The sequence below is a fragment of the Janthinobacterium sp. SUN026 genome (assembly GCF_030397625.1).
Classification (GTDB): Bacteria; Pseudomonadota; Gammaproteobacteria; order Burkholderiales; family Burkholderiaceae_D; genus Janthinobacterium; species Janthinobacterium kumbetense.
The window spans coordinates 516,356-540,156 of record NZ_JAPQNU010000002.1 but is presented as its reverse complement, the minus strand read 5'-3'; the positions used below and the strand labels follow the sequence as shown (position 1 = coordinate 540,156).

The 23,801-nt window shown below is 65.2% G+C and carries 15 protein-coding genes; 7 read left to right on the top strand and 8 right to left on the bottom strand.

Annotation, left to right across the window (positions count from 1 at the left end):
* Nucleotides 1-26: 26 nt before the first annotated feature.
* The 6 genes from OX459_RS12150 to OX459_RS12125 all read right to left on the bottom strand — a co-directional run bounded on the left by OX459_RS12150 (nucleotide 27) and on the right by OX459_RS12125 (nucleotide 8,564).
* Entirely contained in the window at nucleotides 27-3,470 is a 3,444-nt protein-coding gene (locus OX459_RS12150) for a response regulator (RefSeq protein ID WP_289905212.1), read from the bottom strand.
* Between the two features lie 97 nt (nucleotides 3,471-3,567).
* Nucleotides 3,568-5,031, bottom strand: a complete 1,464-nt coding sequence (locus OX459_RS12145; protein WP_289905211.1) for a response regulator — start codon at nucleotides 5,029-5,031, stop codon at nucleotides 3,568-3,570.
* Complete coding sequence (locus OX459_RS12140; RefSeq protein ID WP_289905210.1) at nucleotides 5,028-5,390, bottom strand: Hpt domain-containing protein; 363 nt, start codon at nucleotides 5,388-5,390, stop codon at nucleotides 5,028-5,030. The genes OX459_RS12145 and OX459_RS12140 overlap by 4 nt, the downstream gene beginning before the upstream one ends.
* Before the next feature lie 34 nt (nucleotides 5,391-5,424).
* Nucleotides 5,425-6,051 carry a response regulator gene (locus OX459_RS12135; protein ID WP_289905209.1) on the bottom strand — a complete coding sequence of 209 codons (627 nt, stop codon included), beginning with the start codon at nucleotides 6,049-6,051 and terminating at the stop codon, nucleotides 5,425-5,427.
* A 139-nt stretch (nucleotides 6,052-6,190) separates the two neighbouring features.
* Nucleotides 6,191-6,835 (bottom strand): hypothetical protein, encoded by a 645-nt coding sequence (locus tag OX459_RS12130; protein WP_289905208.1) that lies wholly within the window; start codon nucleotides 6,833-6,835, stop codon nucleotides 6,191-6,193.
* A gap of 49 nt (nucleotides 6,836-6,884) precedes the next feature.
* Complete coding sequence (locus tag OX459_RS12125; protein WP_289905207.1) at nucleotides 6,885-8,564, bottom strand: methyl-accepting chemotaxis protein; 1,680 nt, start codon at nucleotides 8,562-8,564, stop codon at nucleotides 6,885-6,887.
* 312 nt (nucleotides 8,565-8,876) lie between these two features.
* Here OX459_RS12125 and OX459_RS12120 point away from each other — a divergent pair, with 312 nt between their 5' ends.
* Nucleotides 8,877-11,327 (top strand): membrane-bound PQQ-dependent dehydrogenase, glucose/quinate/shikimate family, encoded by a 2,451-nt coding sequence (locus OX459_RS12120; protein WP_289905206.1) that lies wholly within the window; start codon nucleotides 8,877-8,879, stop codon nucleotides 11,325-11,327.
* 63 nt (nucleotides 11,328-11,390) lie between these two features.
* On the opposite strand, the gene OX459_RS12115 is transcribed toward OX459_RS12120, so the two are convergent.
* Together OX459_RS12115 and OX459_RS12110 are read right to left on the bottom strand one after the other, a co-directional pair.
* On the bottom strand, nucleotides 11,391-12,485 hold the full coding sequence (locus OX459_RS12115; RefSeq protein ID WP_289905205.1) for a hypothetical protein: 1,095 nt from the start codon (nucleotides 12,483-12,485) through the stop codon (nucleotides 11,391-11,393).
* Nucleotides 12,486-12,505: 20 nt separating this feature from the next.
* Nucleotides 12,506-15,964 carry a DUF748 domain-containing protein gene (locus OX459_RS12110; RefSeq protein WP_289905204.1) on the bottom strand — a complete coding sequence of 1,153 codons (3,459 nt, stop codon included), beginning with the start codon at nucleotides 15,962-15,964 and terminating at the stop codon, nucleotides 12,506-12,508.
* 276 nt (nucleotides 15,965-16,240) lie between these two features.
* On the opposite strand from OX459_RS12110, the gene OX459_RS12105 reads away from it, so the two are divergent.
* The 6 genes from OX459_RS12105 (at nucleotide 16,241) to OX459_RS12080 (ending at nucleotide 23,705) form a co-directional block, all read left to right on the top strand.
* Nucleotides 16,241-18,364: a TonB-dependent siderophore receptor gene (locus OX459_RS12105; protein ID WP_354669659.1), complete on the top strand. Its 2,124-nt coding sequence runs from the start codon at nucleotides 16,241-16,243 to the stop codon at nucleotides 18,362-18,364.
* Nucleotides 18,364-19,059, top strand: coding sequence for a hypothetical protein (locus OX459_RS12100; RefSeq protein ID WP_289905202.1), 696 nt, complete (start codon nucleotides 18,364-18,366; stop codon nucleotides 19,057-19,059). The genes OX459_RS12105 and OX459_RS12100 overlap by 1 nt, the downstream gene beginning before the upstream one ends.
* Nucleotides 19,049-20,074: a substrate-binding domain-containing protein gene (locus OX459_RS12095; protein WP_289905201.1), complete on the top strand. Its 1,026-nt coding sequence runs from the start codon at nucleotides 19,049-19,051 to the stop codon at nucleotides 20,072-20,074. Before OX459_RS12100 ends, OX459_RS12095 begins: the two co-directional genes overlap by 11 nt.
* Entirely contained in the window at nucleotides 20,071-21,078 is a 1,008-nt protein-coding gene (locus OX459_RS12090; protein WP_289905200.1) for a substrate-binding domain-containing protein, read from the top strand. Before OX459_RS12095 ends, OX459_RS12090 begins: the two co-directional genes overlap by 4 nt.
* Before the next feature lie 55 nt (nucleotides 21,079-21,133).
* A complete protein-coding gene (locus OX459_RS12085; RefSeq protein WP_143451320.1) occupies nucleotides 21,134-21,529 on the top strand; it encodes a DUF2946 domain-containing protein in 396 nt (131 codons plus the stop codon).
* 88 nt (nucleotides 21,530-21,617) lie between these two features.
* The gene (locus OX459_RS12080; protein WP_289905199.1) at nucleotides 21,618-23,705 is read left to right on the top strand and encodes a TonB-dependent receptor; all 2,088 of its coding nucleotides are present in this window, start codon (nucleotides 21,618-21,620) and stop codon (nucleotides 23,703-23,705) included.
* The last annotated feature ends 96 nt before the right edge of the window (nucleotides 23,706-23,801 follow it).

Below are 23,801 nucleotides of genomic sequence, written 5' to 3'. Positions count from 1 at the left end.
CCCAAAATTTCATATTGGCAAGTTTATCATTGGCATGCCCGGCCATGTTGCGTTTTTGGTACGGCCGCCTGGTCGGGCGGCGGCGTCCGTGCCGTAAAGGCGGCGACAGCCTCGAAGGCGTGCGCCAGCGCCTGCTCCAGTGTGTCGAGCGCGGCGGCCGCATCGTCGCCGGCGTGCAGCAGCTGTTCGGCATGCCGGGCCGCATGCAGGGTGGCGGGCAGGGCCAGGCTGCCCGCCTCGCCGGCCAGCTTGTGCGCCAGCGCGGCCGCGTCGCCGCGCGCATCGGTCGCCAGCAGCGCCCGCATGGCGCCGACCGTGTCGCCGTAGGCGTTGCTAAAACGCAACAGGTGCTGGCGGTAGGGCGCTTCATCGAGCCACTGCGCCATCCCTTGCGCCAGGTCGATCGCGGGCGCCGCGCCGGCCGGCGGCTCGATCATTGCCATTTTAACCATGGCAGGCGGCAGGGCAGGCAGCCCTTGCGCATGACGCCGGTGCGCGCGCGCGACCAGGGCGATGGTCTGCGGCACGTCGAACGGTTTGCTGATGAAATGGTTCACGCCCGCTTCCAGTGCCGCCGTGCGCTGCGTCTGGAAGGCGCCGGCCGTCAGCGCCACCACGGGCAAGTCCTGGAACTGCGGCAACTGGCGCAGCGCGCGCGTCGCCTGCAAGCCATCCATGACGGGCATCTGCACATCCATCAGCACGATGTCGACGTCGGCGGGGTGGGCCAGCAGCCAGTCCAGCGCCTGCTGGCCGTCGCAGGCGAACGAGGGCACGGCGCCCTGGTCGCACAGGATATGCCTGACCACGTCGCGGTTGATTTCGCTGTCGTCGACCACCAGCACGCGCACGCCGGCCAGCTGGCGTTCTTCCAGCGGAACCAGACTGGCGTCCATGCCGGCGTCCCTGGCGCGCTGCTGGCGCGCAGCCATCACCGCGTTGTACAGGCTGGAAGCGGTCACCGGCTCGTTGAGGATGGCATCGGCGGCATAGACCGGGTCGGTGCGCCGGCGTGCCGGCGCCATTGCCGGCGCGCCGCTGGCGGCCAGGATGACGACGGGGCAGTCCTGCGGCGGCAAGTATTCGCGCAGCGCGCGCGCCGTCGCTTCGCCGTCCAGGTCCGGCATGCGCGCGGCCAGCACCACGACGCCGGGCCGCTCGCCCTCGGCGCAGGCCAGCGCATAATCGAGTGCCGCCTGGCCGCCGGAGACGGCATGCACGCTCCAGCCCAGGCCGCGCGCCACGGCGTCCACCGCCTCGCGCGTGCCGGCGTTGTCGTCGGCCAGCAAGACATGCAGGCCCTGCATGTCGGGCGAGGACAGGGCACCGGCGGGCATTAATTGCACCGGCACCGTGAAACTGAATTCGCTGCCCTGGCCCAGGCCGCTTTTCAGCTGCAGGGTGCCGCCCATCAGGCGGACCAGCTGGCGGCAGATGGTCAAGCCCAATCCCGTGCCGCCGAAGCGGCGCGTGGTGGAACTGTCGGCCTGGGCGAAGGCGGAAAAAATCGCTTCCTGCACCTCGGGGGCGATGCCGATGCCCGTATCGCGCACGCAAAAGCGCAGCACGGCGGCGTCGCCGTCGCGGCTGTCCAGCGTGGTCAGCAGCTCGACCGTGCCCTGCGGCGTGAACTTGATGGCATTGCTGCCCAGGTTGACCAGCACTTGCTCCAGCCGCAGCGCGTCGCCCAGCATGTGGTTGATACCGTCGGGCAACGGCCCGATCCGCACCTCAATCGGCTTGTCGTGCGCGGCAACGCCCATGCTGGCGGCAATCTTTTCGATCACCTCGGCCAGGCGGAACGGCGCCTGCTCGATGCGCATGTGGCCGGCCTCGATTTTCGAGACGTCCAGCACGTCGTTGATGATGCCCAGCAGGGATTGGCCGGCGGCGCGGATCTTGCGCGTCATCAATAGTCCATCTTCATCCAGGCGGCCCCTTTCCAGCAGCCAGGCCATGCCGAGGATGGCGTTCAGCGGCGAGCGGATTTCATGGCTCATGTTGGCGAGGAATTCCGCCTTGCTGCGGTTGGCCGCTTCGGCCCCGTCGCGGGCCAGCAGCATGGCCGCCTCGGCCTGCTTTTGCGCGGAAATATCCTGGGCAAAGATCAAGGTGGCCGGCCCATCCTTGAGCATCACGCGCGTGCTGGTCTTGAGGGTGGGCACGGGCCGGCCCTGCTTGTCGAGGCCAACGGCTTCAAACACCTGTTCGCTGGCCGAATCGGCCTCGATCAGCGTCTCGTTGCTTGCCAGCGCCACTTGCGAGTCGGCCGTGAGCATGGTGCGCCAGGCCAGGCCGCTCAGGTCATCCTCGGGCGCATAGCCATGCAGGTGGCGGTAGCGCGGATTGGAATACACGAAGCGTCCATGGCGCAGGATGGCGATCGCCACGGGCGCATCTTCGATCAGGGTGCGAAAGCGCGTTTCGCTGTCGGACACGGCTTGCATGGCCTGGCGCTCCCTTTCCTGTTTCACCTGCCAGGCCGCCTGCTGCCGGCGCCGCCGCTGGCTCCAGAACAGCAGGCTGGCCGCGGCCAGCGCCAGCATGGCAAAGCCCAGCACGTAGCCCAGCGCCTGGCGCCGCAGCGGGGCGGCGATGGCCGCTTCTTCGCGGCTCAGGCCGATGATCAGGGCGCGGTCCATGTGCAGCGCGGCGGGGGCGATGGTTGCCATCGCCATGACGCGGGGGGAGGCGGATCCGCCAGCGCCGGCAATCTCGACGCCGCTCAGCACGCCCGCCTGAAAGCCGCTGTCGCGAAAGCGCCGCAGGAAGCTGCCGGGCGCGTCCACATTGCCGCCATTGGCGTTCCTGGGGGGATAGTTCAGGAATTGCCGGCCGTCGCCATGCACGACCACGGCCCAGACGTCGGGCGCATACATGGCGGTGCGGAACTTGGCCGTGAAATAGTCGGGGTCGAAGGTGGCCACGACGACGCCGGCAAAGCGGCCTTGCCGGTCCTGCACCATGCGCGCCGCCGTGATGACCAGGTCCCGCTTGAAGGACAGGAAAGGTGCCGAGATGTACAGCATGCGCGCATCGGGGGCGTCGCGCGCCGTCTGGAAGTAGCCGCGGCGCGAAAAATCCTGGCCGGCCAGTTCCGGGATGTTGGTGGAGACCGGCTTGCCGCCGGCATCGATGACCAGCATGGTGCGCACGCCCGGCATGGCGTCGACCAGCGCGGCCAGGCGTCGGGGCAGCGCTTGCCCGGCGTCGGGCGCGGCGCCGGCGGCAAGATAGTCGCGGATCACGCCGTCGAGCACCAGGTTGGTCGACGCCAGGTCGACTTCGATATTTTTTGCCAGCAGCGCCGTCAGCACGCTGAGCCTTTCGCGCTCGGCCGCATCGTGCCGCGACGCTTCGGCCAGGTGCGCGTAGGCGAGGGCGGCAGCCACGATCAGCAGCCCGAGGAGCAAAAACAGCCATTCGATCAATCGCCTGTGCACTGCCGCCGCGTCTGTGTGGTAGGTCATGTGGCGATGCTATACCCGATATGCACGGAGAACAACTTTTGCGCATGACTACGCAGGTGATAGTGTGGCCAATTTGCCGCCAGGCGGCAGGCGGAGGCTAGTGCGCCAGCCAGCGTTCCACCATGGCACGCAGCTGGGCGGCCGTGAAGGGCTTGGACAGGTAATCGTCCATGCCGGCCGCCGCGCAGCGCTGCCGGTCGTCGTCGGTGACGCCGGCCGTGAGGGCGATGACGGGCAGGCGCCGTGCGCCGCTGGCCGCTTCGCGGGCGCGCAGGGCCTGGCACGCCTGGTAGCCGTCCATGACGGGCATCATGCAATCCATCAGGACCAGGTCGTACTGCTGTTCGGCCAGCGCTTGCAGGCCCAGCGCGCCGTTCTCCGCCGTGTCGAGGGCGTAGCCGCAGGTGCCCAGCTGCAGGCACACCAGTTGGCGGTTCAGCGCCGTATCCTCGACCAGCAGGATGCGCGCGCCCGGCGCTATCTCTTGTTCCGGCGGCTTGGCGGCATCCGCTGGTGCCGCGCGCTCCTGCAGCGCCAGCACCGTGGCCGCGTCGCGCTCCTGGCGCCGCAGCAGGGCCAGGATCAGCGCGACGGCCGCGGCCAGCACGAGCAGGCTGACGACGGCCGCGCCGCCCATGGTGAGCAGCATGCGCCGCCAGCCCGCCAGGTAGACGTCGTCCGTCACGGTCACGTTGATGGCCAGCGGATAGTCGCGCACCAACCGTATGGCGGCCAGGCGGTCGACCGCGCGCCCCTGGTCGGCCGCGCGCGGCGAATCCACCTGCAGCACGCCATCGGTCTTGCCCTGTTCCAGCAGGCGGTAGGTGCTGCCCGTCAGGTTGCGCTTGCCCATCATGCCGGGCGCGGCCGGCCAGCGGGCCAGCAGCGTGTAATCGCTGCGGTACAGGGAAAAGGCCGTGTGTTCGCCGATGCTGGTGTTCTGGAAGAATTTGCTGAAGAAATCGCATGACAGGCCCACCAGCACCACGCCCAGGAAGCGGCCGTCCGTGCCGCTGATGCGCCGGCTGATATAAAAGGTCCAGGCGCCATCGCCCTTGTTTTGCACGGGCGCGCTGACATGCATGCCGCCGTCCGGGTGGCGCCGGTGATACTCGAAGTAATCGCGCTCGTCGAGGCGGAGGGACGGCGCGGGAAAGGCGCGGCTGAAGGCCAGCACCTTGGCATCGCCGCCGACGATGGATACCCCGTCCACTTGCGGCACGCCGCCGATCTTGTGTCGCAGCATCTGCTGCATGGCTGGGGTGCCGACGGCGGCGGCCAGCGCTTGCGCGTCCGCGGGGGCGGCGGCATCGATGTCGCCGCTGACGCCGTCGAGCACCAGCCTGGCCGCCGTCATGCTCTGCGCCGTGTTTTCCGCCAGCAGCAGCGACAGCTTGGACAAGTCCTGTTTCCAGTCATCGACGGCTTCGCGGTGCAGCAGCACGCCGGAGACGACGATGCGCAGCGCCAGCAGGCCCACCAGCACCAGACCCACGAAGGCCGCCGTGGTGCGCGGCCGATAGCGGTGCACCAGGCGCAGGGCGGCCTGGCGCGCGTTCATGCCTGAGCGCCCGTGTAGTCGAGCATGCTGCGGCGTACCTCCTGCTCCACGGCGCCGACCAGCGCCGCCGTTTCAGCTAGCCAGCCCGTTGCCGGCACGCCCTGGTGGCGCACCAGCTGCTCGAATTCCGCCAGGCGCGCCGCCAGGGCGCTGGCGCCCAGCAGGACGACGGTGCCGCGCAAGGTATGGCAGCTGTGCACGATGGCTTGCGCGGCACCGCCGCGCACGGCCTGCTCGACGCGGGCAAACATGGCCGGCGCCGTATCGAGGTAGGTCTGCGACAGGGCGCGGAACATTTCCAGGTCGCGGCCGGTGGCCTGGAACAGCACGGCAGGATCGATGTGGCGATAGGCTGGCATGGCGGCTCCGTGGCGAGGGGAAGGCGGTGGCCGGCTAGGCGGCCAGGCTGTTGCGCCGCGCATGGCCGGCGCAGCAGGCGCGCAGATAGCCGCGCAGTTCGTCGTAATTGACGGGTTTGGCAAAGAACACCACGCCGGGCGGCACGCCGCCCCGTTCTTGCAGTTCCTCCGGCGTCAGGCTCGACAGCATGGCGATGTGCATGTCCGCCAGCAGCGGGTCGGCCAGGATGGTGCGGATCACCTCGTAGCCGTCGATGCCTTCCATGATGATGTCGGCCAGCAAGATGTCGGGCTGGTCGCGGGCGATTTCCATCAGCGCCTGGTAGCCGTTTTCGCAAAAGCGCAAGTCCGCCTGCAAGCCCCAGGAGCCGATCTGCTTTTCATACAGCGCGCGTTCGATCGGATTGTCTTCGATGACGAGGATGGACGGCGGGCGGCCCGACGGGACGGGGCGGTTGGCGCGTGCGGCGCGCTGCTCCTGGCCCGGCTGGCCGGGATTGCCCTTGTAGGCTTCGACGGCCGCGAGGGGAATGCGCCGGTGGCCGCCCTTGGTCTTCCAGGCTTCGATCACGCCGGCCTCGACCAGTTGCTGCACGGATGTGACCGAGATGCCGAGGATTTCGGCGGCCTTTTGGGTAGTGCAAACGTCTGCAGTGTGCATGATGGGCTGTCTGGTTGCGGATGAAGTTGAAGGAGATGATACGCAATCGCGCTCAAAAAATCAATTTTAACGAATTAGATGAATTCAATAAAAACTTGGCTGGTTCAGGGCCGGGCAGGCGCGCCAGGTGGATGCGCGCTCATGGCCGGCTGCCTGCGCCGCTGCGCTCCTCTGCCAGCACCGCGCCCGTTTGCAGGGCCGTGACGGCTTGCGACAGTGTGTCGAGCGCCATCAGCAGTTCCGCATGCAGGCGGCGCAGCGCGCCGATATCGTTGGCAAAGCCCGCATGCACGGCCTGGCGCGCCAGCGCCTGCAAGGGGAGCAGGCCCATGGCCAGGCTGCCGTCGAGAATTTCCTGCGCCAGCACGCGCGCCGGGGCGGTCCGCTCGCAGCGCAGCGCATGGGCGATGCCGGCGAGGCGGTCGCGCGTCTCGGCCACGAACAGGGCCAGAATCTCGCCCTGCAGGCGTCGGTCGTGGCCGAACATGGCGTCCAGGCGGGCCAGTTCGAATGGCGGCGCGCCCGGCGCCCTGGGCGCTTGCGGCGGCGGTGCGCTGTCAGCCCCCCTGGCCGGCGGGGCCGCTTTGCGCATCTGCAGCAGTTGATGCAGGTCGGACGGCGTGCTGCTGCCGGCCGCTGGCGCGCGGCCGGCCTGGCGCCAGCGGGTGCGGCGCCAGAGCAGGGCGGCCAGCAGCAACAGTAAGCCTGCCAGCGCCAGCGCCGGGCGCATCAGCGACAGCTCTTCGCAGCGCAGGAAGGGGTGGATGGAGAGAAAGGCATTCATGGCGGTGCTCCAGTGCGGACGATGCGCGTGATCCTGCGTGAGGGCGGACCTAAAATACTTCCCAGTCGCCGGCATCGGCGCCGGCCGACGCCGTGTTCCCGGCCTGGCCCGCGTGGCGCGTGGCGACCAGCCTGAGCGTGGCCTTGTGCTGTGCGGGCCGCCGGGCGGCAGGTGCGCGGGGCGCCGCGGCGGCTTGCCCTTGCGCCAGCTTGAAGGTGCCCACCACGCCGGCCAGCTTGGCCGCCTGCTCCTGCAGCGATTGCGATGCCGCCGCCGCTTCTTCGACCAGGGCCGCATTCTGCTGCGTGACTTCATCCATCTGCGCGATGGCGCGGTTGATTTCCTCGATGCCCGTGCTTTGCTCAACGCTGGCGGCCGAGATTTCGCTGACGATGCCGGTGACGCTGCGTACCGTGTCGACCACTTCCGTCATGGTCGCGCCGGCCTGCTGGACCAGCTTGCCGCCTTGTTGCACCTGTTGCACGGAGTCGCCGATGAGTGCCTTGATTTCCTTGGCTGCCGCCGCCGACCGGTGCGCCAGGTTGCGCACTTCGGTGGCCACGACGGCAAAGCCGCGTCCCTGTTCGCCGGCGCGCGCCGCTTCCACCGCCGCATTCAGGGCCAGGATATTGGTCTGGAAGGCGATGCCGTCGATGACGCCGATGATGTCGGCGATCTTGGCGGACGAGCTGTCGATCGCTTGCATGGTGCGTATCACGTCGCCCATCACTTGCCCGCCCCGCTGCGCCTGGTCCGAGGCGCTGACGGCCATTTGCCGGGCCTGGCGGGCGTTGTCCGCATTCTGCCGCACGGTGGCCGTCAGTTCTTCCATGGCCGAGGCGGTTTCTTCCAGCGAGCCGGCCTGCTGCTCCGTGCGCGCCGACAGGTCCAGGTTGCCCGCCGCGATCTCGCTTGACGCCGTGCCGATGGTGTCCGTGCCGGCACGCACTTCGGCCACGATGCGCACCAGGCTGCCGCTCATCTCCGCCAGGGCCGTCATCAGCTGGCCCACCTCGTCGTGCGAGGCGGCGCTGACCTGCACGCTGAGGTCGCCGCTTGCGATGGTGCGGGCCACGCCGATGGCATCGGCCAGCGAGGCGGCGATGCGCCGCGCCAGCAGCAGGCCCATGCCGGCCACCAGGGCCGTCACGGCCAGGGCCAGGCCGCAGGAAATCCAGCGCGCGCTGGCCGCGGCCGCGGCGCCGTCGGCAGCCCCCCTGGCGGCCAGGGTTTCGTTGTAGCGGTGATGGGCGGCGAGGGCGTCGACCAGTTCCTTGATCAGGGGCTGGCTTGCCATCAGCAAGTCGCGTGCGGCGTCGAGTTCGCCCGCCTTCGACAGTGCCAGCACCTTGTCGCGCACGGCGTCATAGCGCAGCAGCACGGCGCGGTCCGTGGCCAGCAGCGCCTTGTCTTGCTCGTCTGAAATGTTTTCCTTTTCATACTGGTCGAGTGCCTTGCCGACCGCCGCGCGCGCCTCGTTGATGCCCGCTTCCAGCTTGTCGCGCCTGGCGGCGTCCTTGCTGGCCATGTGCTGCCAGACGGCCGTGCGCATCTGCGTGAACGGCACGAACGCCCGGTTCAGGGTCAGCAGGCTGGGAACGGTGTTGACGGTGGCATAGCTGGCCGCCGTGTACACGCGGTCCATCTGGTAGATGCCAAAGCCCGCCAGGGCGGCCAGTCCCAGGACGACGGAAAGGATCAAGACGTACAGCCGTTTAGCGATGGTCATGATGGGCGCCGCTCCAATGAAGTGAAATTCAAGAAAAATACTTTGCCTGGATGAGTTTTTTCATTTTACGCCAAAAATTTGTTTTATTCGAGAAATTTGTTGTTTATCTATTTTAATTTATGTTTTTCATCAAAATCGCATCATGGAAGCTGGCTGAACGCGCATGTCGTGTATAAAAAGCCACACGGCACGCGGCGGGCGTTCTGGCGTGTGGCACGCTTTGTCAATTAGTGAAAAAATGCAATTTCATTGATTGCCATCAAATACGGTGCGCAGGCGCGTGCCGCCGACTGACTCTTGTAAAGGAGCATCATGACTGCCTCTGCCCGGCCTGGACCCTTGCTTGTCATCACCGCAGTCATCTTTATCTTGCTGGGCCTGGCGCTCGTTGGCGGCGGCGCCTGGCTCGTCAGCCTCGGCGGTTCCTGGTACTACGTCGTGGCGGGTATCGGCATGATAGTTGCCGGTGCGCTCGTGTGGAAAAGGCGGCGCAGCGCCCAGCTCTTCCTTGCGCTGCTGCTGTTCGGCACCCTGATCTGGTCCGTGATCGAAGTGAAGTTCGACTGGTGGCAATTGCTGCCGCGCCTCGATATCTGGTTCGCTGCCGCCGTCTGGCTGCTGCTGCCGTTCATCGACCGCCGCCTCGATCCGCCGCTGATCGCGGGCGCAAAGCCGCGCGATGCCTGCAAGAGCGCACTGCTGGCGGCCGTCGTGGTGACGGCTGCCGTGGGCGTGTTCTCGCTGTTCCAGGATTACTACACCTTGCATGGCGAAGTGCCGGCCGAGAACATGGCCGCCGTGCCCGCAGGCGATTTCGCGCCCGGCGTGGCGCCCAACGACTGGGCTGCGTATGGCCGCTCCGGCTATGGCGACCGCTATGCGCCGGCCGCGCAGATCACGCCGGCCAACGCGGCGCAGCTGAAACAGGCGTGGGTCTACAACACGGGCGACTTCAAGGGGCCGACGGATCCGGGCGAGATCGCCAACGAAGTCACGCCGCTGAAGGTGAACGGCATGCTGTACCTGTGCACGCCGCATAACATCGTCATCGCGCTGGACCCGGACACGGGCAAGGAGCTCTGGCGCCACGATCCGAAGATCAACCGCGACGCGTCCAGCTACCAGCACATGATTTGCCGCGGCGTTGCCTACTGGGACGTCAATGCGGGCCGCGCCAAGGACAGCCCGGCGCCGGAAGCGGCTGGCATGGAGTGCCCGCGCCGCATCTTCGCGCCCACCATGGATGCGACCTTGATCGCCGTCAATGCCGATACGGGCGAAGCGTGCAAGAGCTTTGGCGAAAATGGCGTGATCGGCCTGTACCACGGCATGGGCATGAAGAAGCGGGGCTTTTTGATGCCGACGTCGCCGCCGGCCGTGGCGCAAAACGTGGTGGTGATGGCCGCCAGCGTGACCGACAACTTTTCCACCGAGGAGCCGTCTGGCGTGATCCGCGGCTACGATCCCGTCACGGGCAAGCTGATGTGGAACTGGGATGCCTCGAACCCGGACGACACGGCGCCGATTGCCGATGGCAAGACGTACACCAACAATTCGCCGAATTCCTGGGGCGTGTCCAGCGTGGATGAAAAGCTGGGCATGGTCTACATTCCGATGGGCAACGAAACGCCCGACACGTGGGGCGGCAACCGCAACCCCCATGGCGAGAAATACAATAGCGCCGTCGTCGCGCTGGACCTGGCGACGGGCAAGGTGCGCTGGGTGTACCAGACCGTGCACCACGACATCTGGGACATGGATATCGGCGGCCAGCCGACCCTGGTCGACATCGACACGCCGAAAGGCAAGGTACCGTCCGTGGTGGCCACGACGAAACGGGGCGATATCTATGTGATCGACCGGCGCGACGGCAGCCTGGTCGTGCCGGCGCCGGAAAAACCCGTGCCGACGGCCAACGCGGCCCCCGGCGACAAGCTGTCGCCCACGCAGCCATTCTCGGCCCTCACGTTCTTGCCCGAGAAAAACATCAGCGAAACGGATATGTGGGGCACGACGCCGTTCGACCAGCTGGCGTGCCGCATCATCTTCCGCCAGCACCGCTATGAAGGGCCGTTCACGCCGCAAACGGTGGCCGAAGGCAAGATCAAGGGCGCCATCATTTCGCCCGGTCCGCTCGGCATCTTCGAGTGGGGCGGGGCGGCCGTCGATCCCGTGCGTCAGTTGCTGCTGGTCAACCCCGACTACATGGGCTTCCTGGAACGCCTGGTGCCGCGCGCGCAAGCCAATGCGCCGGGCGGCACGGGCACGGAAATGGGCTTGCAGCCGCAGACAGGCGTGCCGTTTGCCGTGGAAATCAAGCCCTTCCTGTCGCCGCTGGGCTTCCCATGCCAGGCGCCGCCCTGGGGCTATATCGCCGCCGTCGACTTGCGCACGATGAAAAAAGTGTGGATGCACAAGAACGGCACCACGCGCGACAGCGCCCCCGTGCCCATCGCCTTGCCGCTGGGCGTGCCCAGCCTGGGCGGCATCAGCACCACGGGCGGCGGCGTAGCCTTCCTCAGCAGCACGCTCGATTACTACATCCGCGGCTACGACGTGCGCAACGGCAAGACCGTATGGAAAGCCCGCCTGCCTGCCGGCGGCCAGGCCACGCCGATGAGTTATGTCTCCGACAAGACGGGCAAGCAATATGTGGTGGTGATGGCCGGCGGCCACGGTTCGCTGGGCACGAAGATGGGCGATAGCCTGGTGGCGTTTGCCTTGCCGGACGAGGCGGTGAAGGAGGCGGGGAAAGCGAAGTAAGCGCTACGCATCCGCGGCATGGACCGGCCATGCCGCGGATGCGCTGCCATTGAAGCGTTGACCTTATTGCAAGCGGCGATTCAAGACGATCAGTTCGGCATTGCCCGCGTTATCGTCTGCCATCGGGTAGAGCACTACCGCATAAGCACGATCGCTCGTCTTGTTGATGCTTGAAATGATCAAGTTGTCACGGGGTATAGACAAAAGCTCGTTGGTCAGCAAGTTCCTGTAGCCTTGCTCATCTTTGCTATAGAAGATTTCCAATAACTCATCATTTTTCGTGGTCAGCCAGCCGTTTCCAAACTCGCTGGTGAAACGCATGACGAAAGTGTCGTCAGCGATTTCGACTGGCAGCCATGTACTGTACAGTGGATCAGCAAAGTCCACCAATTCAATGATTTCGCTTGCCCCAGCCGCATTTATTTTTTCGATAATGATTTTATCTTTATCTTGCGCCAGCAGATAAGAATCCTTGTCGAAGGATGAGCTTAATATCTGCAAGACATCGATATCCTTCGCGTCGATTTCCCGGGAACGCGTGACATTGCCTTTTTCATCTATCTCCCGGTGCAGGAGAAGGCTGCCGTCATTGGCCAGCAAATGAATCGCCTTGTCACAAATGGCAATTATGTTACTTGCGGGTAATGGAATCTTGGCATTGTGTTTCTTCCTCAGTTTCCCATTGATAAATTCGATGGCCAGGATTTTGTCGGGTTTATTATTATCGAAGATATCCACATCGTGAAATATCGAATAGGCCTGCGTCGTTCCAATGAACTTTCCTGTGCATGGACGGTTACCCTTTGGCATTTCCACATCTTCACGGTCAAAGATGGGAATGCTGATTTCCAGTTCCTTGTCAGGATGATAGGGGATGACGGAGACATAGTTTTCCTGATCCGGACTCAGGAACAGTGTCGGCAAGATGCCGTCATCCTCGAGGTAGTTGTCGATACCGCCATCAATCCCGACCACTGTATAAATCAGATGGTATACGCCACTTTTTTGGTACACATAGTTCGTTAGCAGCGTCTTTTCACCAAATGCAATGCTGTCTTTTGTCGATACGCCGACTTCGGCTACCAGCGTTGTCATGGTGCCCCAGTTGCCTTGGGTAATAGACGATGTAAAGGGTGCTACCTTGTCGAGGTTTTTCATGCTTCAGATGATTTCCGTATTTATTGCGCCGCCAGTCCCAGCTTCAATCCCACCAGCTTGCCCGGTGCGGCGTCCGTTTTTTCCGGCGCGCCCGCGCTGACCCTGGCCGCCGGCGTGCCGTCCTGCTGCAGGGCCGCCAGGATGGCCGCGCTGCGCTGGGCGCCCAGCTTGCTCAAGGCGTCGGCAGGCAGGGGCTGTTTGGCTTCCAGCTGCTCGCGCAAGCCGTTATAGAAGGCGCCCGTGTCGGCCACTTGCGGCTCGCCCTCGATCAGCTTGCCCAGGCGTTGGAAGACGGGAATCTTGGCCGCCGCCGGAGCGGAGGCTGTCGCCGCTGTGGCTGGTACGGCCGATTCCGCCGCCTTTTTTTGCTTGTCCAGCTCGGCCTTGCCGAAGCGTTCGCCGTACAGGTCGCGCAGGGCGCCCCGTATCTTGCGTTCGCCTAAGTTCAACGGCCCCGGTTCCTCGCCCGCTTCCAGCTTGATGCCGGCCTTGGCGGCGACGGCGCGGCGCACGGCCTGGGCGCGCAGGGCGGCCGCATCCGTGTCGCTGTACTGGCCCGGCACGGCCAGCTTCAGCTGTTCACGCTTGGCGAGGATTTGCGCCACCTGCTTGAGCTTTTCCCGTTCCGGCGGCAGCAGCACGGCGCTGCCCGCATCGAAGTCGATGGCTTCGAGCTTGTCGGCGCTGATGCCCAGCAAGTTGCCCAGCGCGCGGAACGGCGCCGTGACGATTTTCGTCAACACATTGCCCACGGCTTTCCAGATCAGGGCGCCATAGCTGAATTGCGGGTCGTTCATGTCGCCCGACACGGGCAAGCCCAGGTCGATGCGCCCGTCGCTATCCTTGAGGATGGCCAGCGCCAGTTCCAAAGGCAGTTTCAAGGCGTCCGGGCTGTCGATGCGCTCGCCCAGGGTCAGCTTGTCGAGCACGATCTGGTTGGTGCCGTCCAGCTGGCGGTTGCGCACCTTGTATTGCAAGTCCAGCGAAATCTTGCCTTCAGCCACCTTGTAGCCGGCGAACTTCATCGTGTACGGCGAGGCGGACACCATGTCGACGTTCTTGAACACCACGTTCAAGTCCGTATTGTCGGTCGGGGCGAACGGATTTAATTGACCACGCACGCGGGCCAGGCCGAATTCGTCGATGCGGCCGTCGAGTTCGATCTGGCTGCGCGCATCGCGCTTCGTCGACAGGCCCGTGACGACGCCGTTGAGTTCATAGATCTTCGCGGCGAACTGGGGCCGCAAGCTCAGGTCGGCAAAGTCCAGCTTGGCATTCTGCAGGCGCACGCGGCGCACGCGCACGGGGAAGGCGGCGTCGGCGGCCGGCGTGGCGGTGGCCGACGGCGCGGGCGCTGGCGCGGCCGGTTCCGGCGCTTTCACCAGCAAGCGCTGCGCGTTCAGGCTGCGGTCGTTTTCGATGATCAACTGGGCGTTCGGTTCGACCACGCGCAGCTCGGGGATGTCGACAAAATCGGGGCCCACGCTGGCCGTCAGCTTGTCGGCGCGCACGCTTTTCCACGAGGCAAAGCGCTTGCCATCCGTTTCATTGAGCACGAGGCCGGCGATGTCCACGCCGCCCACATAGCGCACTTTCGGCGCCTTCGGCGCGCCGCCGCCCGTCGTCAGGCGGCCGCTGCCGGAGAGCGACCCGCCCGCCAGCTTCAGTTTCAGATGTTGCGCCAGCAAGGGTTGCACCGGCGCCAGGGTCAGCTGTTTCAAATTCAATTGCGCATCGACGGCGCCCGTGCCCGGCACGAACTTGCCGTTGGCAGTGAGCACGCCGCCTTCGCGCAGGCCCACGCCCAGCTCGAACGGCAGCGCCTGCTGCATGTCGTTGCTGACGTTCTGCAGGGACAATCTCGCATCCTGCAGATTGCCCTTGATGCCAGTGCCCGCATCATCGAAACGGGCGCCGAACTTGCTCAGCTCTACCTTGTCTACCTTGGTGGACCACGGCGCGGATGGCGCATCCTTGGCCGGGTCGGTTTTGCCGGAGGCAAACACGGGCAGCTTTTGCGCAATCGCAAATTCGCCCTGGCGGTTGCGCGCCAGGTCGATCTGCGCGCCGCTGGCCGTCACGGAACCCAGGTGCACGGCATGCGCCGCCAGGTCTATCTTGCCTTCTGTAAAGCCCAACTGGGCCAGCTTGAACGGCGTTTGCGCCCCCCGCTGCATGGCGAGGTCGGCCAGGCTGAAGCTCGCGCCGTCGATCACGGTGGCCATGCCCGCTGAACCTTGTTGCAAGCCCAGTTGCAGCTGCAGTTGCAATTGTTTCGCGCTCAGCTGCAAGGCTGGCGAGACGGTTTCATCAATGGCGGACACGTCCACATTGGCCAGCGCCAGCTGTTTCAAGTCCACCTTCCATTTGCCAGGCTTGGCTGGTGCGGCAGGCACGGTGGCGGTAGGCGCGGGATTGCCCGGCAGCATCAGGTTCGCCACGTCGATCTCGCCCTTGCTGTCGCGGCGCACGGCCACCTTGCCGCCGTACAAGTTGATTTTATCCACGCTGACGCTCTGGCGCGCCAGGTCGGCATTCACGCCGGCGACGCCCAAAGTATTGAGGGAAGTAAATGCCTCGCCTTTTCCGTCGCGCACCAGCGCCAGGTCGTGCAGGGCCAGGCCCGCGCCTTTGACGGTCGCTTCCAGCTTGCCGTCCGCATAGGAAAAGGCGTAGGGCAGGCGCGCCGACAATTGTCCGCTCGTCACCGTGGCGCGCGTATAGGCTTTCAGGTAGGCGGCCAGGCCGGGCAGGGAAGCGTCGTTCAATATCAGTTCGCCTTCCCCCCGGATCGGGCTGAGCGAGGCCGTGCCGCGCCAGTGCAGCTTGCCGCCGCGCGCCGCATCGGCGCTGAGGCTGTAGCTGCCGTTGGCGTCGGGCAGGGTTGAGATATTGTCGAGCGTAAAGTTGATGGGCGTGAAGTTGTCCGCATAGCCCGCCTTCTGGTCGTGCCAATCCACTTTGCCTTGTTCCAGCGCAAAGTGGGCGATGACGAGGCGCGGCATGCCGCCTTCGCTTTTTTCCGGATGGTTGCGTTGCCAGGTGGCCAGCACTTCGGCCAGGTTGAACTTGCCGTCCGGCGTGATCGTCAGCTGGGCTTGCGGCGCAGTGATGCGGATTTCCGCCAGGCTCCAGGCGCGGCGCACGATGGATTTCCATTCCAGCTGCACGGCCAGGGCGCCGATCGACAGCAGCGGCGCGCCGCTCTTGCCATCCGCGCCGGCCGCTTCCTTGAAGGCGATCTGGTCCGCTTCCAGGCGCAGGGTGAACGGGTTGAAGCGCACGTCGGCGATGCTGGCCTGGCGCGCGAGTTCTTTCTCGGCAAATTTGGGCAGTTGGTGCTTGATGACGTAGGGCACCAGCCAGAAGCCGGCGGCACTGTAGGCGGCCAGGGCGCAGCCTGTGCCAACGGCCCAGCGCTGCCAGCGTTTCCAGCGAAATGTTTTCGTCTGCACGCTTTTGTTGTCGATTGTATTCACGAACTTACCTTTTGATCTTGTTGGGCGGCACATCTTGCACGCCGTGACTGTCAGTATGCCTCTTTGCGGCTGTGTCTGCAAAATCCAAACGTGTTCAAGTGATAACAGGCGGCCTGGCGGACTGTTTATCTTATGAAATTCTCTGATTCTCACGAATTGTCACTTATTTATTGCGAATGATTCTCGTTACGGATATTATGCGCGGTAACTTGAAGTTTCCTTCTATCACTGTTCTCTGTTGAAAGACCCGTTTATATGCGCGCAGCTTTTCCTTCCTTGCAACTACTTCCAGTGGCCGCAGCCCTGTCGCTGGCTTTCGCTTCCCACACGGCCTGCGCCGCCAATGGCGCCAATGGCCAGGACGACCTGACGGCTGGCGATGAGAAAGTCATGCAGGCGGTGCAGGTGACGGGTGCGCGCGCGCAAGGCCTGGTGCCGACCACCACCGAGGCGGGCAGCTTCCGTGGCGCCAACATCATGGACGTGCCATCGACCGTCAACGTGATCACGCGCGAATTGCTGGAACAGCAAGCCGTGTCCGGCCTGTATGACGCCGTGCGCAATACGGCGGGCGTGACGCGCCAGCAAAACGGCGGCGATACCTGGGATCAGCTGGTGGTGCGCGGCATCGCCGTGGAAAACCGCACGAATTACCGCCTCAATGGCTCGTTGCCCATCATGAACTTTTCGCAAGTACCCATGGAAAACAAGGAGCGCGTGGAAGTGCTGAAGGGTGCCTCGGCCCTGTATTACGGCTTCACCTCGCCGGCTGGCGTGGTCAACTTCGTCACCAAGCGCGCCGGCAGCAAGCCCGTCACGAGCATGGGCCTGAGCCTCGATGACCGTGGCAGTGCCGTGGCGAATCTCGACATTGGCCGCCGTTTTGGCGCGGAGCAGGAATTCGGCGTACGCGTGAATGCGGCCGGCGGCACCCTGGGTTCCTGGCTGGACAATGTCGGCAACGGCAACCGCAGCTTCATTTCCACGGCGCTGGACTGGCGCGTGACGAACAAACTGCTGCTGAAAGCGGACCTGGAATACGACCGCCGCCGGGTGACGGAGCAGGCGGGCGTGGCCTTGCCCACGGCCGTGAAAGGCGTGATCAGCTTGCCGCGCGCCGTCGATCCGCGCAAGCTGATCGGCCCCGACTGGTCGAATTTCGAGGCGCAGACGAAAAACGCGCAATTGCGCGCCGACTACGCCATCATGGATGGCTGGGCCCTGACGGTCGAGGCGGGTCACTCGGAAACGGCGCGCGACCGCCGCCTGGCCATCTTCCGCCTGAACAATGCGGCGGCGCTGGCCACGGGAGCGGGCCGCATCACGGGCAATATGCAGCATCACGTGACGGCGTCGGACTTGCTGCGCGCGGAACTGGCCGGCACTTTCAATACGGGTTTCATTGCCCATGAACTGACCCTGGGCGCCTCGCGCACGGACAAGTCGCAAGACCCTATTTACCAGAGCAATTACACGATCGCCTCGCAAAACCTGTACAACCCCGTGCCCGTGACGAATGTCGTGTTCGGTCCCAAGCCGACTTCGCCGACGACGGCTGCGCTGGACACGCGCGACACGGGCCTGTATGCGCTCGACCGCATGGTCTTCAGTCCGCAGTGGCAAACCGTCATCGGCGTGCGCCGCACCAGCTATCAAAGCGACCAGGGCGCCAGCCACTATGACGTCAGCAAGACCACGCCCATGGTGTCGCTGGTCTACAAGCTGACGCCGGCGATTTCGTTCTACGCCTCGTCGGCGCGGGGCCTGGAAGAGGGCGAGACGGGCCCGACGGGCACCGTCAACCAGAACGTCAAGATGGCGCCCGGCGTGAGCAAACAGAAGGAACTGGGCGCGCGCTGGCTGACGCCGGGCGGTACCCTGGTGTCGGCCGCGCTGTTCGACATCACGCGTCCCGGCTACTACACCAACAGCAGCAACGTGTTCACTTCGGATGGCGAACAGCGCTACCGCGGCCTGGAACTGTCGACCCAAGGCAAGCTGACGCGTCAGTTGTCGTGGCAAACCTCGGCCCAGTTCCTCGACCCGAAATTCGAGCACATCAACGCCGACTACAACGGCAAGGCGCCGGAAAACGCGTCCAAGCGCACGGCCAGCGCCTTCCTCGCCTACGCGTTCGACGCCGTGCCGGGCCTGTCCGTCAATGGCGGCGCCTATTACTACAGCGCCCGTCCCGTCAACGACCTGAACCAGGCATTCCTGGGCGGTGTGACCTTGTTCAGCGCCGGCGCCCGCTATGCCAGCACGGTCATGCACAAAGCCGTCGTCTGGCAGCTGAACGTGGAAAATGCGGCGGACAAGCGCTACTGGGCTGGCGCCGGCACGCGTCTGGCGTCCGGCGCGCCGCGCGCCATCAAGCTGAGCATGAAGGTGGACCTGTGATGCGTCTCGTCAAAACCGCGCTGGCGGCGGCACTGCTGGCAGGCACCTTGCATGTGCAGGCGGCGCAGATTGCACCTGGCAAACAGGTGTTGCTGGTGGTGCGCCTGGAAGGCAAGAGCCTGCCTTTCGATCAGAAAATCAAGGAACACCTGGAATCGCGCGGCTATGCCGTTACGCTGCACAGCCAGTACGCGCCCGTGTCCGGCGCGCAAGGCAAGGACCTGGTGATCCTGTCGTCGACCATCCGGGGCCGCGACTTGCTGGGCGCCTACCGCAACGTCACGGTGCCCGTGCTGACGTGGGAAAACGATTTGTATGACGACCTGGCGATGACGGGCAAGCGGGCCGGCGTGGACTATGGCACGGTGGAAAAGTCGCGCTATGTGTGGCTGGTCAACGCGCCGCACGCGCTGGCAGGCGGCTTGCCGGCCGGCACGGTAGATATTTATCAAAAGCAAGCCACCATGAGCTGGGGCAAGCCTGGTTTGGGCGCCACGACGATTGCCACCATCTATGGCGAACCGGAAAAAGCCGCCATCTTTGGCTATGAACAGGGCGCCACCATGGATTATGAGAGCCTGGCGCCCGCCCGCCGGGTCAGCTTCTTCCTCGACAATGAAACGTTTACGAATCTGTCGCCGGCCGGCTTGCGCCTGTTCGACGCGGCCGTGGACTGGGCCAGCGATGGCAAATAGCCCATCCTTGCCGCTGGCCGCACTGATGCTGGCCATGTCCGCATCTGCAGCGGGCGCAGCCGCACTCGACCCCGCCTTGCCCGCCTACGCGCCGCAGCCCGTCAAGGTGCCGGCCACGGCCGGTTACCTGGACCGCAAGACGGGCGCGGCCATGATAGGCGGCGCCGAACACGTGGCTTCCGTCGTTGGCCAATGGAATGCCCTGTTTGCGGCCAGCCACCCGGGCATCGTCCTGGGGTTTGACGGCAAGGGCACCAGCAGCGCCGTGCCGTTATTGATGCACGACAAGGTGCTGTTCGGCGCCATGGGCCGCGCCATCAATCCCATCGAGCTGGTGCCATACCGCAAGATCGTGGGGCGCGACGCGCTGGAAATCCGCATCGCGCACACGGCATCCACGCCGGGCGAGCACCTGGCCACGTCCCTGGCCGTGTACGTGAACCGCGCCAATCCCTTGACGCGGCTGACGGCGGCGCAAGTATCGCAAATTTTATCTGTCGGCAATCCAGGCGGCGACTTCAGCCGCTGGGGACAGCTGGGCTTGAGCGGCGAATGGCGCGAGCGCGCGATCCACCCGTACGGCACGGCCGCGTACACGGGCTTTGGCGACTACTTGCAGCGCGAACATTTTCAGGGCAGGGCGCTGGCAGCCGGCCATGAAGAGCTGGGCAACACGGCCGCCATCACGGGCCGCATCGCGCAAGACCCGGCCGGCATCGGCGTGGCCGCGCTCGGCGTGCAGCACCCGCAGCTGCGCCAGCTGGCCATCGTGGGCGCGGATGGCCGGGCGACGACGGGCACGGACGAGGAAGTGGTATCCGGCCGCTACCCGTACGGCCGCTACGTGTACCTGTACGTGCGCCGCTTGCCGGGCCAGGCCGTCGATCCGCTGGCAAAGGAATACCTGCGCCTGGTGTTGTCGCGCGAAGGACAGGCCATCATCGCCGCGCAGCCGGGCGGCTACCTGCCCCTGACGGCCGCGCAAGCCAGGGCTGAACTGGAGAAACTCGAATGACGCTGTTGAACAAGACCGCACTGGCCGCTTGCTGCGTGCTGGCGTCCGCCGTGCAGGCCGCGCCCCTGGCCGTTGATCCCGCGCAAACCTATGTGAACCGTGACGGCACGGTGGCCATCGTCGGCAATGATGGCCTGGAAGAAGTGATTACGCAGTTGAACGCGCTGTTTACGCGCCAGCATCCGCAGGTGCGCTTCAGCTTGCGCATGGAAGGCTCGTCGGCCGGCATGCCCGCGCTGACGGCGGGCGCCACGGCGTTTGCGCCGCTGACGCGCGACATGTGGCCGGGCGATCAGGCTGCCTTCCGGCAGGTCTTCGGTTACGACGCCACTCCCGTGCGCATCGGCTACAACGGCCACGGTCCCCGTCCGCCGGCCAAGACGCCGCCCGCCGTGTACGTGCACCGCGACAACCCGCTGGCGGGCTTGACGATGGAGCAGCTGGGCCAGGTATTCACGGCAGGCGCACCGGGAGGCGACGCCAACCTGTGGTCGCAGCTGGGCGCGACAGGGGATTGGGCGCCGCGCCGCATCCACGCCTACGGCTTGCGCGACGATGGCGGCTTCGCCACGGGCTTGCGCCATGCGCGTTTCGGCAAGCGCCCGTTTGCCGCCAGGTACGAGGCGCTGGCCTCGCGCGAAGCCGTGATCCGCGCCGTGGCCGCCGACCGCTACGGCATTGCCGTGCTGGGCTGGGTCAATGCGGCGCCCATCTCGGACCAGGTGCGCGTGCTGCCGCTGGCGGCGGCCAAGGGCGCGCCATACTACGGTCCTGACAAGGCCACCGTGCGCGCCGGCAAGTATCCATTGACCATGCCGGTGCAGCTGTACGTGAACCGCGCGCCGGGGAAGGGGCTCGATCCGCTGGTGAAAGCGTACTTGCAGCTGGCCCTGTCGCCGCAGGGACAAGCCATCATTCTGGCCCAGCAAGATAGCGAAGAGGGCTACTTGCCGCTCAGCGAACAGGACTTGCAGGCCGAGATCAAGAAACTGGACGCTTTGTAAAGTTTCTTTGACCACATGGCTGGCTGCAGGGCAGGGCGGCCGCTATAATGCCGCCATGTTTATTCGCCAAGGCCGCGCCGTCGTCGTCCTGTGGATCGCGTGCCTCGCCATCCTCATGGCCGCGCTCGCCCCTACCTTGTCGCGCGCGTTCACGGTCGCCAGCGGCCAGGCCGTGCCCAGCTTCGAGATTTGCTCGGTGGCGGGCGGCATGAACATGCTGCCCGTGAAATTGTCCACGGACACGCCCGATCCCGCCAAGGGCGGCATGCGCATGGGCGATTGCCCGTGCTGCAGCATGCATGCCGACACCCTGGCGATACCGCCCACCTCCCTCGTGCTCGCTTCCGGCGAACTGATCACGGGCTTGCTGCCCGAGCTGTTCTACCAATCCGCCACGCCCCTGTTCGCCTGGACGCCCGTCCAGCCCCGTGGCCCGCCCGCCGCTTTCTGATCTGTCCTTTCCCTGAACTGCCTTGCCTCGCACCCGTCGTGCGCTGGCGCCTGTTCGTCTTGCCCATACAGAAACTGAAAGCAGCACCATGAAACATTTACCGTTATTGATTTCCCTCGCCATCGCCATGCCTGCCGTGGCGCAAACGCGTACCGAAGCCGGCACCACCGTGCTGCCGGAAATGAAAGTCATCGTCACGGCCATAGGCGACGGCTACCGTCCTGCCGCCGACACGGCATTAATGCTGTCGAGCACGCCCGGCTACAGCGTGGCGGCCGGAGGCGGCGTGTCCGGCTTGCCGGTAGTCAATGGCTTTGCGGATGACCGCATCAAGATCCGCATCGACGGCATGGAACTGACGTCCGCCTGTGCCAATCATATGAATGCGCCGCTGTCCTACATTGATCCGCAACAAGTGCAGCGCATCCGCCTGATCGCGGGCGTGACGCCCGTCAGCGCGGGCGGCGACAGCATCGCCGGCACCATCGAGGTGCAGTCGAACGCGCCCGTGTTCGCCCGGCCCGGCGCAGGCTTGCTGACGCAAGGCAGCTTTGCCGTCTCGGGACGCAGCGTCAACAACAGCGTGGCGACCAGCGTGAATGCGTCGGCCGCCAGCGACACCTTGAGCGTCGGCTACAGCGGCGCTTACACGCGCGGCCACAGCTATGAAGACGGCCGTGGCAACACGGTGCTGGCCAGCATGTATGAAAGCATCAACCAGTCCATCGTGCTGGCGGCGAAAGACCAGGGCCAGCAGCTGACCCTGCGCGCCGGCGTGCAGCACATCCCGTACCAGGGTTTTCCCAACCAGTACATGGATATGACGGACAACTACGGCCAGTTCGCCAATCTCGCTTACAAGGGCGAATTCGGCTGGGGCGTGCTGGACGCGCGCGCCTACTGGCAGCAGACGGACCACGAGATGGGCTTTTTCAGCAGCGAGCGCAAGGGTTCGATGCCGATGCTCACGCATGGACGCAACACGGGCTATGCGCTGATGGCCAGCTTGCCGATGGCGGCGGGCGAGTTGCGCCTGGGCCAGGAGTGGCACGGCTTCCGCCTCGACGACTACTGGCCGGCCGTGCCCGGCTCCATGATGATGGGGCCGCGCACCTACCTGAACATCAATGACGGCAAGCGCGACCGCACCGTGCTGTTTGGCGAACTGGAAACGCGCCACGATGCGCGCTGGACCAGCGTGCTGGGCGTGCGCGGCGAATCCGTGCGCATGGACGCGGGCGACGTGCAATCGTATGGCACCAACATGATGAACATGTCGGACCTGATGGCCGCGAATGCCTTCAATGCGCGTAGCCGCAGCCAGCGCGACACGAATATCGATGCCTCGGCGCAAGCTACTTTCACGCCCGATGCGGCCAGCAGCTATGAATTCGCGCTGGCGCGCAAGGTGCGCTCGCCCAATCTGTACGAGCGTTATTCCTGGGGCCGCGGTTCGATGGCCATGACCATGACCAACTGGTTTGGCGATGGCAACGGCTATGTGGGCAATATCGACCTCAAGCCGGAGACGGCTTACACGGCGGCATTGACGGCCGACTGGCATGGCGGCGGCGAAGAGGGCTGGTTCGTGCGCGTCAACCCCTATTACAGCAAGGTCGACAATTACATCGATGTCGACGTGCTGGCGTCTTTCCATCCGTACATGAAAATGGGCGCGAATGGCAACTTGCTGCGCTTTGCCAACCACGACGCCAAGCTGTACGGCGCCAATGTGGCGTGGCAACTGCCGCTGGCCAGCAGTGCCCGCTGGGGCCGTTTCATGGCGACGGGCAACGCCGCTTATACGCGAGGCAAGCGCAGCGATGGCGGCGATCTGTACCGTATGATGCCGTTCAACGCCTTGCTGGCCGTCGAGCACAAGCTGGGCGCCTGGAGCAACCGCATCGAAACGAAGATCGTGGCCCGCAAGGACAAGGTCGATGCGCGCCGCTTCGAACCGGAAACGGGCGGCTATGTCCTCGTCAACCTGCGCAGCAGCGTGGCGCTGAGCAAGATGGCCAGCCTGAGCGCCGGCGTCAGCAACCTGTTCAACCGCGCCTATGCGGACCCTCTGGGCGGCGTGTACCTGTCGGGCTTGAAGGCGAATGGCGGGGCGCTGCAAGCCTTGCCGGCCGAGGGCCGGTCGATTGATCTGGGGCTGCAGCTGAAGTTCTAACCCCGGCAGTCAGGCATGGCGCCTTCCCGTTGCCGGCGCGGGAGGGGAAGGCGCCTGCCGAGTGCACCGCATCGGCGCTGGCCAGGTGCTTGTGAC

Excerpts from the sequence above, each read along its gene's own strand:
- OX459_RS12150 (WP_289905212.1), bottom strand. The coding sequence starts at position 3,470 with ATGACCTACCACACAGACGCGGCGGCAGTGCACAGGCGATTGATCGAA.
- OX459_RS12145 (WP_289905211.1), bottom strand. The coding sequence starts at position 5,031 with ATGAACGCGCGCCAGGCCGCCCTGCGCCTGGTGCACCGCTATCGGCCG.
- OX459_RS12140 (WP_289905210.1), bottom strand. The coding sequence starts at position 5,390 with ATGCCAGCCTATCGCCACATCGATCCTGCCGTGCTGTTCCAGGCCACC.
- OX459_RS12135 (WP_289905209.1), bottom strand. The coding sequence starts at position 6,051 with ATGCACACTGCAGACGTTTGCACTACCCAAAAGGCCGCCGAAATCCTC.
- OX459_RS12130 (WP_289905208.1), bottom strand. The coding sequence starts at position 6,835 with ATGAATGCCTTTCTCTCCATCCACCCCTTCCTGCGCTGCGAAGAGCTG.
- OX459_RS12125 (WP_289905207.1), bottom strand. The coding sequence starts at position 8,564 with ATGACCATCGCTAAACGGCTGTACGTCTTGATCCTTTCCGTCGTCCTG.
- OX459_RS12120 (WP_289905206.1), top strand. The coding sequence starts at position 8,877 with ATGACTGCCTCTGCCCGGCCTGGACCCTTGCTTGTCATCACCGCAGTC.
- OX459_RS12115 (WP_289905205.1), bottom strand. The coding sequence starts at position 12,485 with ATGAAAAACCTCGACAAGGTAGCACCCTTTACATCGTCTATTACCCAA.
- OX459_RS12100 (WP_289905202.1), top strand. The coding sequence starts at position 18,364 with ATGCGTCTCGTCAAAACCGCGCTGGCGGCGGCACTGCTGGCAGGCACC.
- OX459_RS12095 (WP_289905201.1), top strand. The coding sequence starts at position 19,049 with ATGGCAAATAGCCCATCCTTGCCGCTGGCCGCACTGATGCTGGCCATG.
- OX459_RS12090 (WP_289905200.1), top strand. The coding sequence starts at position 20,071 with ATGACGCTGTTGAACAAGACCGCACTGGCCGCTTGCTGCGTGCTGGCG.
- OX459_RS12085 (WP_143451320.1), top strand. The coding sequence starts at position 21,134 with ATGTTTATTCGCCAAGGCCGCGCCGTCGTCGTCCTGTGGATCGCGTGC.
- OX459_RS12080 (WP_289905199.1), top strand. The coding sequence starts at position 21,618 with ATGAAACATTTACCGTTATTGATTTCCCTCGCCATCGCCATGCCTGCC.